The sequence below is a fragment of the Kitasatospora sp. NPDC001539 genome (assembly GCF_040298565.1).
Lineage (GTDB): Bacteria > Actinomycetota > Actinomycetes > Streptomycetales > Streptomycetaceae > Kitasatospora.
In genome coordinates this window covers 1-10,129 of record NZ_JBEPAK010000254.1, presented here as the reverse complement: position 1 = coordinate 10,129, position 10,129 = coordinate 1, and the positions used below count along the sequence as shown (strand labels likewise).

The following is a 10,129-nucleotide window of genomic DNA, read 5'->3' as shown; positions in this document are numbered from 1 at the left end:
GGGGGGGGGGGGGGGGGGCGGCGGCGCGCCCGGCGCCCCCCCCCCCCCCCACGGCTCGCCCGGCTCACGGCCGCGGCGAGGGGGGGCGGGGCGCGGCGTCCGGTGTGTCGGGGGGGGTGTCGGCTGTGTCGGGGGTGTCGGCGGGCCCGGCGGTCAGGACTCGCGGACACACTCGATCAGGTAGTCGCCGGTGGCCGGGTCGATGGTGACGCCGTGCGTCTCGCTGCGGAACCCCGGGAACCGCCGGTCGAACTCCTCCAGGGCTCCCAGGTAGTGCAGCAGCGGACCGCCCGGCTCGCCGACCGACTCACCGGGCATCAGCACCGGGATCCCGGGGGGCGTGACGGTGACCATCGCGGCCGCCACCCGGCCGGCGGCCCGTGCCAGCGGGAGCCGCTCGGTGCCGCCGCGGATCAGCTGCTGGTAGCAGTGCTGGGGCGGCGCGACGGGCGTGGGCAGCTCGCGGAACGCCGTGTCGAGGGCGTCGATCAGCTCCGCGCCGGTGAGGTGCTCGTGCATCTGCCGACACAGCCGGCCGAGCGTCAGGCCGCCGTAGCGGTGGGGGTACTGCTCGACGAGACCGGGCAGGACGCGGTCGAGCGGGGCGTCACCGTCGTGGAGGGCCTTGAAGTCCATCAGCCCGTCCATCAGGGTGCCCCACTTCCCCTTGGTGATACCCATGGAGAAGAGGATCAGGGTGCTGTAGCTGTCGGTCTTCTCCACGACGATGCCGCGCCCGGCCAGGTAGGCGGTCAGGATCCGGGCCGGCACGCCCCAGTCGGCCGTCTCCCCGGTGGCGGTGACGCCGGGGCACGTCAGGGTGACCTTGACCGGGTCCAGCAGGCAGTACCCCTCGGTGAGGTCGGGGAAGCCGTGCCAGGCCGCGCCGGGTTCCAGGTGCCAGCAGCTCGGTTCCCGGCCCAGCAGGGCGGCCGGGGCGTCCGCGAAGTCGAAGCGCTCGCCGGTGGCCGGGTCGGTGACGGTCTCGGGCTGCCAGACGCCGAAGAACCACGGGGGCCGGTCGCCGGCCGCCTCGATCCGCCGCGCCGTCCGCACCACGGCCTGGCGGAACCTGATGGCCTCGGTGACGGCCTCGTCGATCAGCCACTGGCCCTGCGGGCCGTCCATCATGGCCGTCGCGACGTCCAGCGACGCGATTCCGGGGTAGAACGGCGACGTGGTGCCGTGCATCATGAAGGCCTCGTTGAACCGCTCGTGCTCGACCGGCGCCCGGGGCGCCGACCGCACGTGGACCATCGCGCTCTGCGAGAGGGCGGCGAGCAGCTTGTGGGTCGACTGGGTGGAGAAGACCGTGGGCCGCTGCGGATCGTCGAAGGTCTCCGGGCCGACCGCCATGCCGTAGCGGCCCTCGTACAGGGGGTGGAACCGGGCGTAGGCGAACCACGCCTCGTCGAAGTGCAGCCGGGGGGTGCTGGGCGCGAACGCGCGGGCGGTCCGGACGGTGTCGTAACAGAGCCCGTCGTAGGTCGAGTTGGTGATCACGGCGTACTGCGCCTGCGGGCCGACGGCGCCGGCGGTCAGCGGGTTGGCCGCGATCCGGGCGCGCACCGCGTCCGGATCCGTCCCGGTCGGCGGCAGCGGCCCGGCGAGCCCGTAGCCGTTGCGGGTGGGCACGAGGTAGACCGGGCGGGCACCGGAGATCACCAGGCCGTGCAGCACCGACTTGTGGCAGTTGCGGTCCACCAGGGCGATTTCGTCCCGGGTGACGCTGTAGTGGCCGACCATGCGGTCGGCGGTGGAGTCGCCGTGCAGGACGAAGTACGTGCGGTCGGCCCCGAACACCCGGGCCGCGTTGCGCTCGGCGTCGCCGATCGGGCCGTTGTGCTCGAACAGCGACCCGAGCTCACCGACCGAGATCGACAGGTCGGTGCGGAACAGGCGCTCGCCGTAGTAGTCGAAGAACGCCCGCCCGGCCGGGGACTTGAGGAACGCGACGCCGCCCGAGTGCGCGGGGGTGTGCCACGAGTACTCGTGCGCGTCGTCGAAGCGCCGCAGCGCCTTGAAGAACGGCGGCAGGATGTCGCTGTGGTAGGCCCGCGCGGCGGCCTCGACCCGGCCGGCCACGAAGGCGGGGGTGTCCTCCAGGGGCCAGATGTACCCGGTCACCACCTCCGAGACCCAGAGCGGCAGTGCCTCGAACTCGCGTTCGGAGTCGTCCGACATGACCAGGAACGACGGGAGGTCCTTGAACCGCCGCCCGATCGTCCGCAGCACGGCGGAGCCGCCGTCCTGCGCGACGCCCGGCGCGCCACCGGGCCCGCCCCCGGGCGCGAGGTCCCAGGCGACGACGGCCGCGGCGATCCCCGCCTCGGTCTGCAGCACGGCCCGGGCGTCGCGAGCGGTGGCGGCCCAGCGCAGTTCGAACCCCCGGTTCTCCAGTTCCTTGCCCATCCGCCGGAGCTGTTCGCCGGCGGCCCCCGACCGGACCGGACCCTCGTGCAACGCGAGCAGGATCGTGCTCTTCGCCATCGGTCACCGCACCTTTCCGACCGGGAACCGGTCAACGCCGACCAGTGTCGACGCGGCGCGGCACGTGCCGCCGGCCTTTGCCACGGGGTTCGCCCGATCGGGTGGCGCGGACCGCTCGGCGGTCAGGGCCGTGCGCCGCCCCGGCCGTCCGCGCCCGTCCGCGCCGGGACGGGGCGGGACGGGCGGAGCGCGGCCGTGAGTCCGGGTCAGGCGGAGGGCGCGCGCGGGTCGATCCGGTAGCTGAAGGGCAGGGTGCCCGGGTCCAGGGCGGTGGCGCCGCCGTCGACGGTGAGGGTCGCGCCGTTGACGAAGGAGGCGGCCGGGGACAGCAGCCAGGCCACGGCCTCGGCGACCTCGCGCGGCTCGGCGGGGCGGCCCACCGGGAGCAGCCGGGTGGCCTCGGCGTAGGCCGCGTCCTTGCCGCCGCTGCCGCTGCTGCTATGGGCGGCGTCGGCGCTCCCGTCGCCGCCCAGCTGCGCCTCCTCGGCGAAGCGGGCCATCCGGCGGTCGGCCATCTCGGTGCGCACCCAGCTGGGGCACACCGTGTTGGCCCGCAGTCCGCGCGGCCCGTAGTCGACGGCCAGGGAGCTGCACAGCTGGCGCAGGGCGGCCTTGGACGCGGCGTAGGCGGCGTTGCCCGTGCCGTTGCGCAGCGCCGAGACGGACGCGACGGCGACGACGGCGCCGCGTGCCCGCAGCAAGTGCGGTAGGGCCGCCCGCATGGTCAGGAACGGGCCGGTGAGGTTGGTGCGCAGCACCAGGTCCCAGTCCTCGTCGGAGGTCTCTCCGACGCCGCCGCCCCGGCCGACGCCCGCGTTGACCACCAGCCCGTCGAGCCGCCCGTGGCGGGCGACGGTGCTCTCCACCAGGTCGCGCACGGCCTCGGGGTCGGTCGTGTCGGCGGGGTGGGCCAGCGCGCCGGTCTCCCGGGCGACGCGCTCCAGCGGCTCGGTGCGCCGCCCGGAGACGACGACGGCTTGGCCGCTCTCCCGCAGCAGCCGTGCGGTGGCCGCACCGATGCCCGTGCCGCCCCCGGTCACGATCACAACTCGCTGCTCCGTCATGGACCTTCCCCTCCGATCGGTCACCAACCGTCCCTGCCGCCCTAGCTGTATCACAGGCCTCCACCCGCCCGATCACCTGCGGGTGCGGGTGCGGGTGCGGGTGCGGGTGCGGGTGCGGGTGCGGGTGCGGGTGGGGGTGCGCCTGCGGGTGCCGTGGCCGACGGGGGGTGCCTGGCCCGGTCGCCGTGGGGATCGTCCTCGGCGGCGGTCGCCGGCTCCTGCCGCCCGGCAGCCCGTCCGCCCGACCGGCGTGGGTGAGGAAGGGGCGGTGGGTGGGTACACCCAGAGGAAAGGCGTGACGTGGACCTGTCGTGGCGTCAGTTTCCGTGCGGGGCGGACGCGTTCGTTCCGCGCCGGGTCGCGGCGCTCCTCCGGGGGTGCCCGGGGAGAGGTCCGTTCCGGCCGCCAGGGCCGTTCAGTCGACACGTCTTGAACACATCGGCCCCGTCCGCGGCAGGACGGATCATAGCCCAGCCGGAGCGGATGGCGGGCAGGTGATCATCCGAAGTGTGCGGCTCGTCCGGCTGAACGGATGCCTTCAGGAAGATAACGAAAAGGCGCATCCTGGTCTCGTAATGGATTTACTTCTTGACTGAATCTGTCCTCTGCGGGTTGACTCCGTCCCACCCCGCCGCACCGTCGCGGCGACGTCAGGGAGGCACCCCCACATGAACGCAACGATGCGTCGCGCCGTCATCGCCACCGCGGCCGTCTCGATGGCCCTGTCCATGGCCGCGTGCGGCAAGGCCGGCGGTGACAAGAAGGACTCCGCCGCCTCGGGCGACACCAAGTCCATCGGTCTGCTCCTGCCCGAGAACGCGTCCTCGACGCGCTACGAGTCCTTCGACCGGCCGTTCATCGAGGCCAAGGTCAAGGCCCTGTGCGCGGACTGCAAGGTGCTCTACAACAACGCCGAGGGCAGCGCCGCCAAGCAGAAGCAGCAGTTCGACACCCTGATAGCGCAGGGCGTGAAGGTCATCGTCCTGGACGCCTTCGACGCCACCTCGACCCAGGCGTGGGTCAAGGAGGCCGCCGCCAAGGGCGTCAAGGTCGTCGCCTACGACCGGCTGGCCACCGGCCCGGTCGCCGCGTACGTGTCCTTCGACAACGAGAAGGTCGGCGAGCTCCAGGGCCAGGCCCTGGTCGACGCCCTCGGCGACAAGGCCGCGGACGCCAACATCGTCATGATCAACGGCGATGACGCGGACCCGAACGCCGGTCAGTTCAAGGCCGGCGCGCACAAGGTCCTCGACGGCAAGGTCAAGAAGGTCGTCTACGAGCAGTCCGGTGAGTGGAAGCCCACCGTCGCCGGCCAGAAGATCGGCGCCGCGATCACCCAGCTCGGCAAGGACGGCTTCCAGGCCGTCTACTCCGCCAACGACGGCATGGCCGGCGCCATCATCACCCAGCTCCAGGGCGCGGGCATCAAGGTCCCGGTCGGCGGTCAGGACGCCGGCCTCGACGCCGTCCAGCGCATCGTCAACGGCGACCAGGCCTACACCATCTACAAGGCCTACAAGCCGCTCGCCGACAGCGCCGCCGAGCTGGCCGTCGACCTGCTGCAGGGCAAGGATGTCAAGTCCGTCGCCACCTCCAGCGTCGACAGCGCCACCGACAAGGGCATCCCGGCCAAGCTGCTCGACCCGAAGGTCGTCACCAAGGCCAACATCAAGGACACCGTCATCGCCGACGGCCTCTACAAGGCCTCCGACATCTGCACCGCGGACTACGCCGCGGCCTGCGCCGCCGCCGGCCTGAAGTAGCACGCGCGGGCGGAGCTCCCCACCCCCCTGGGGAGCCCGCCCCCACCGGCGGGCCCCGTCCCGCCGCAGCACCCTTTCGACGCTCACCCGCCCGCAGCGCACCGCACGGCGTGCGGGCCAGCCCGGCCGCCGACCCACCATCACGGCGTGCACGGGGAAGAAGGAGATGGTTCACGTGACAGGCGCACCCGTACTGGCGTTGCGCGGGATCTCCAAGCGCTTCGGCGCCGTCCAGGCACTGACGGACGTGCACCTGGAGGTACACGCAGGCGAGGTGGTCGCCCTGGTGGGCGACAACGGCGCCGGAAAGTCCACGCTGGTGAAGACCATCGCCGGCGTCCACCCCATCGACGAGGGAATCATCGAGTGGGAGGGCGAGCCGGTCACCATCGACCGTCCCAACGACGCCCAGACCCTCGGCGTCGCCACCGTCTACCAGGACCTCGCGCTCTGCGACAACCTCGACGTGGTCGGCAACCTCTTCCTCGGCCGGGAGTTGAAGAGCTTCGGCATGCTCGACGAGGTCGCCATGGAGAAGCGCGCCCGCGAGCTGCTCGACACCCTGTCCATCCGCATCCCCAGCGTGCGGATCCCCATCGCCGCCCTCTCCGGCGGCCAGCGCCAGGTGGTCGCCATCGCCCGCGCCCTGGTCGGCGACCCGAAGATCGTCATCCTGGACGAGCCCACCGCCGCCCTCGGCGTCGAGCAGACCGCCCAGGTCCTCGACCTCGTCGAGCGGCTGCGCGACCGCGGCCTGGGCGTCATCCTGATCAGCCACAACATGGCCGACGTCAAGGCCGTCGCCGACACCGTGGCCGTCCTGCGGCTGGGCCGCAACAACGGCGTCTTCGAGGTGGCCGGCACCTCGCACGAGGAGATCATCTCCGCCATCACCGGCGCCACCGAGAACGCCGTCACCCGGCGCCAGGCCCGACTCGCGGAGGAAGCGAAGTGACCACCGAACCGACCACCGAACCGACCACCGAGGACGCGCCCGTCGCGGCCGCCCCCGCGGTCGACCCCCGCCTGCTGGTCCGCGAGGCCGGTTTCGCCGGCTACCTCGCCGAGTTCAAGCGGAAGATGCGGAACGGCGACCTCGGCTCCGTGCCCGTCGTCCTCGGCCTGATCCTCATCGGCGTCATCTTCCAGAGCGTCACCGGCGACTTCCTCAACGCCGACAACCTCACCAACATCACCAAGTGGATCGCGGGCCCCGGCCTGATCGCCGTCGGCATCGTGTTCGTGCTCCTGCTCGGCGAGATCGACCTCTCGCTCGGCTCCGTCGCCGGCGTCTCCGCCGCGATCGCCGCCGTCCTGTCGGTGCGCTCCGGCTACAACGAGTGGCTCGCCTGCCTGATCGCCGTCGGCGCGGCCGTCGCCATCGGCGCCCTGCACGGCTTCTTCTTCGCCAAGATCGGCGTCCCCGCCTTCGTCGTCACCCTCGCCGGCCTGCTCGCGTGGAGCGGTCTGCAGATGTACGTCCTCGGTGACAAGGGCACCGTCAACGTCGTCAACGACGGGGTCCTCGCCAACCTGGACACCTACTTCCTCGGCGACGGCGACGTCGCCTACACCTGGGGCCTCGCGGTCCTCGGCACCGCGCTCTTCGCCGCCGGGCAGATCCTCGACGCCCGCCGCCGTGGCGCCGCGGGCCTCACCGCGCGCCCGATGAGCGAGATCGCGCTGCGCACCGGCGTCCTCGCCGTCATCGCGCTGACCGCCGCCTACATGCTCAACCAGGACCGCGGCCTGCCGCTGCCCCTGCTCGTCTTCCTGTCCGTCGTGGTCGTCACCGACTTCGTCCTGCGCCGCACCGGCTACGGCCGGCAGATCTTCGCCGTCGGCGGTGGCGTCGAGGCCGCCCGCCGGGCGGGCATCAACGTCGCCTGGGTCCGGATCTCGGTCTTCATGATCTCCGCCGGCATGGCCGCTCTCGGCGGCCTGTTCATCGCCTCCCAGCAGGGCTCCGCGGACAAGCTCCTCGGTGGCGGCAACGTCCTGATGAACTCCATCGCCGCGGCCGTCATCGGCGGCACCAGCCTCTTCGGCGGCCGGGGCAAGACCTGGTCCGCCCTGCTGGGCATCCTGGTCATCCAGTCGATCATCACCGGTCTCGACCTGGTCCACGTCAACCAGGCCATCCAGTACATGATCACCGGCGCGGTCCTGCTCGCCGCCGTCGTCCTGGACTCCGTCTCCCGCCGCACCCGCAAGAGCGCGGCACGCTGACCGCCGGTCACCCGCCGCGGGAGCGGCGCCGGGGAGCCCCCCGTGCGCAGTGCCCGGCCCCCGAACGACCGGGGGCCGGGCACGCGTGCGTCAGCCCGACGCCCCGAGCACCCGCACCCGCGTGTCGGTGGGGAAGCCGGCGATCGGGCCGGCCCGGCGGGTGAACTCGGTGATGGCGGCGAACTGGTCCTCCGCCAGCCGGAAGTCGAGGGTCTTGAAGTAGCGTTCCAGCGAGGCCGCGTCGAACGGCTCCCAGCGCGCGGCCTGTTCGGCGATCCCCGGGACGTGCTCCAGGGCCAGGTCGCGCGCGGCGAGCAGCGAGCGGTGCACCTGGCGGACCAGCTCCGGGTGGCGCGCCAGGTAGTCGCGGCGGACGGCCCAGACCGCGAAGACGAACGGCAGCCCCGTCCAGTCCTTCCACATCTGCCCGAGGTCGTGGACGTGCAGGCCCAACTGCTCGGCCCGGTACAGCGAGGCCGTCAGCGCGACGTCCCCGATGACCACGGCGGCGTCCGCCTCCCGCATCATCGCCTCCAGGTCGGGCTGCCGGACCTCGTAACGCGGCGTGACCCGGTACTGCTCCGAGAGCAGCAGCCTGGCCAGGCACACCGAGGTCCGCGAGGTGGAGCCGAGCGCCACCCGGGCGCCGTCCAGCTGGTCCAGCGGCAGCCGGGAGACGATCGAGCAGGACATCACCGGGCCGTCGCAGCCCACCGCCAGCCCGGGCAGCACCACCAACTGGTCGGCGTTGCGCAGGAACTCCACCAGGCTGATCGGCGAGATGTCGAGGTCCCCGCGGACCAGCCGGTCGTTCAGCTCGTCGGGGGTCCTTCTGGTCAGGTCGACGTCGAGCAGGGCACTGGTCCGGGCCATCCCCCAGTACACGGGCAGCGAGTTGAGGAACCGGATGTGTCCGACCCGGGGGCGACGGACGGCGGTGCTTGGTGTTGTCTCCACATTCGGAGCGTAGCCCCGCCCCACCCCTACGGCGTCGAGGGGGCGCTGCTGGCCCATCGCCTACACCAGGGCGCGGGCGGCGGCGAGTTGAGCGCGCAGCGGGCGACCGTCCGCCGCGCCCGCGAGGAGTTCTGCCGGCCGGTGCCGCTCGCCCGGTCCACCCGCTGTTCGATGATCTCGTGGACGGGATCCGGCGTCGCCTCGTGCAGCCGCACCCGGCAGGGGCCCCGGCCCACTGCCGCAGGATCCTGTCCGGGTGACGGGTGACGGGTGACGGGTGACGGGTGACGGGCGACGGGCGACGGGCGATCGGTCCAGGGCCGGCCGAAGACCCCGTCACCACCGGAGCCAGGTCCAGGGCTGCGCCGACCGCGACGAATCGGAGACCGATCACGGCCGAGGTCGACCGACTCGGTGCTCATGTCCCTGGATTCGTCGATGATCATCGCTTCCGGATCGAGCCTCACTGGAACGCATGAACGAATCCACGGGCGTGTCAGGTTGCTGCCGTCCGGCCGCCCCGCGGTAAATCGGTTGGGCGGGCCCACCGGGGGCTGCTACTGTCTGCGAAGCCGTGAAACGACACAAGGAGGTGAGACCCATGAAGGCGGTATCCGCGTGGGTGCTCCCCCTCTCCGTCGCGGCGGGCGATTGACGTACGTGTCGCCCGGGAGCGCCTCGGCCAGGCACTCTCGAAAGGCACCACCATGAACGCTCTGCATTCCCTCCCGGGCACCGGCCACCACGGGACCGCGATCACGCGGGCCTCGGACACCGAGTGGCACGCCGTGGAGGACGACCGCGTCGTCGGCCACGGCGACGCCCTCCTCCGGCCCGACGGCCGGCTCTTCATCGGCATCGACGCGTGGCACGGCGCGGTCTTCGACCGCCTGGCCGAAGCGATGGCGGCGGCCCTGCCGGCGCCGCTGTACGCCGTGGCCGACGAAGCCGACCACGACGCACTGGCCGCCTGGCAGCGGGCCGGTTTCACGACCGTCCGCCGCGAGCGGGTCTACGCCGTGCCCACCGATCCGGAGATCACCGGACTCGGCCCGGCGCGGCCCCCCGCGGGCGTGGACATCCTGCCCGTCGGCCGGGCCGACGAGGCCCCGCTGCGCGACCTGGACCGGGTGCTGCACGGCGAGATCGAGGCCGGCGACGGCTGGTGGACGATGCCGGCCCGCCTGATGCCCTGCTCGCCGGGGACCAGCGTCGTCGACCCGTCGAAGTACGCGGTGGCCCGCCAGGGCGGCCGCTACGTCGGGCTGCTGCGGCTGGCCCCGCTGACCCGCCGACCGCGGATCGGGCTGATCGCCGTCCGGTCGGCGGAGCAGCGCCACGGCATCGCCCGGGCGCTGCTGGCCGACACGCTGGACGCCCTGCACCGCTCGGGCACCACCTCGGTCCGGGCCGAGGTCACCGAGACCAACGCGGCCGCCACCGCCCTCTTCGAGGGCATCGGCGCCCGGTGCGACGGCGCCACCCTGGAACTGGTGCGTCGCTGACGCCCCACCACACGCCCCCGACCGGCCCGTTCCGGATGTTCGGCCCCGCCCTGCCGCCCGACGCGCTCCTGGAAGCCGTCCGCCGCACCGGGCCGCCCGCCGTGCTGCTCTGGTCCCAGGC

General features: G+C 72.9%; 7 protein-coding genes. 4 read left to right on the top strand and 3 right to left on the bottom strand.

Annotation, left to right across the window (positions count from 1 at the left end):
* Nucleotides 1–153: 153 nt before the first annotated feature.
* Nucleotides 154–2,490, bottom strand: coding sequence for an Orn/Lys/Arg family decarboxylase (locus ABT247_RS28025; RefSeq protein ID WP_350747718.1), 2,337 nt, complete (start codon nucleotides 2,488–2,490; stop codon nucleotides 154–156).
* 206 nt (nucleotides 2,491–2,696) lie between these two features.
* On the bottom strand, nucleotides 2,697–3,554 hold the full coding sequence (locus tag ABT247_RS28020) for an SDR family NAD(P)-dependent oxidoreductase (protein WP_350747715.1): 858 nt from the start codon (nucleotides 3,552–3,554) through the stop codon (nucleotides 2,697–2,699).
* A gap of 668 nt (nucleotides 3,555–4,222) precedes the next feature.
* On the opposite strand from ABT247_RS28020, the gene ABT247_RS28015 reads away from it, so the two are divergent.
* The 3 genes from ABT247_RS28015 (at nucleotide 4,223) to ABT247_RS28005 (ending at nucleotide 7,546) form a co-directional block, all read left to right on the top strand.
* On the top strand, nucleotides 4,223–5,317 hold the full coding sequence (locus tag ABT247_RS28015) for a sugar ABC transporter substrate-binding protein (protein WP_350747713.1): 1,095 nt from the start codon (nucleotides 4,223–4,225) through the stop codon (nucleotides 5,315–5,317).
* 166 nt (nucleotides 5,318–5,483) lie between these two features.
* On the top strand, nucleotides 5,484–6,272 hold the full coding sequence (locus ABT247_RS28010) for an ATP-binding cassette domain-containing protein (protein WP_350747710.1): 789 nt from the start codon (nucleotides 5,484–5,486) through the stop codon (nucleotides 6,270–6,272).
* Nucleotides 6,269–7,546, top strand: coding sequence for a sugar ABC transporter permease (locus tag ABT247_RS28005; RefSeq protein ID WP_350747707.1), 1,278 nt, complete (start codon nucleotides 6,269–6,271; stop codon nucleotides 7,544–7,546). The genes ABT247_RS28010 and ABT247_RS28005 overlap by 4 nt, the downstream gene beginning before the upstream one ends.
* Before the next feature lie 90 nt (nucleotides 7,547–7,636).
* On the opposite strand, the gene ABT247_RS28000 is transcribed toward ABT247_RS28005, so the two are convergent.
* Entirely contained in the window at nucleotides 7,637–8,503 is an 867-nt protein-coding gene (locus ABT247_RS28000; protein WP_350747705.1) for a menaquinone biosynthetic enzyme MqnA/MqnD family protein, read from the bottom strand.
* Nucleotides 8,504–9,210: 707 nt separating this feature from the next.
* On the opposite strand from ABT247_RS28000, the gene ABT247_RS27995 reads away from it, so the two are divergent.
* Nucleotides 9,211–10,008, top strand: a complete 798-nt coding sequence (locus ABT247_RS27995) for a GNAT family N-acetyltransferase (RefSeq protein ID WP_350747702.1) — start codon at nucleotides 9,211–9,213, stop codon at nucleotides 10,006–10,008.
* Nucleotides 10,009–10,129 lie beyond the last annotated feature (121 nt).

Bases quoted from the DNA above. Each gene is read 5' to 3' on its own strand.
- ABT247_RS28025 (WP_350747718.1), bottom strand. From the start codon at position 2,490: ATGGCGAAGAGCACGATCCTGCTCGCGTTGCACGAGGGTCCGGTCCGG.
- ABT247_RS27995 (WP_350747702.1), top strand. From the start codon at position 9,211: ATGAACGCTCTGCATTCCCTCCCGGGCACCGGCCACCACGGGACCGCG.
- ABT247_RS28010 (WP_350747710.1), top strand. From the start codon at position 5,484: ATGGTTCACGTGACAGGCGCACCCGTACTGGCGTTGCGCGGGATCTCC.
- ABT247_RS28015 (WP_350747713.1), top strand. From the start codon at position 4,223: ATGAACGCAACGATGCGTCGCGCCGTCATCGCCACCGCGGCCGTCTCG.
- ABT247_RS28020 (WP_350747715.1), bottom strand. From the start codon at position 3,554: ATGACGGAGCAGCGAGTTGTGATCGTGACCGGGGGCGGCACGGGCATC.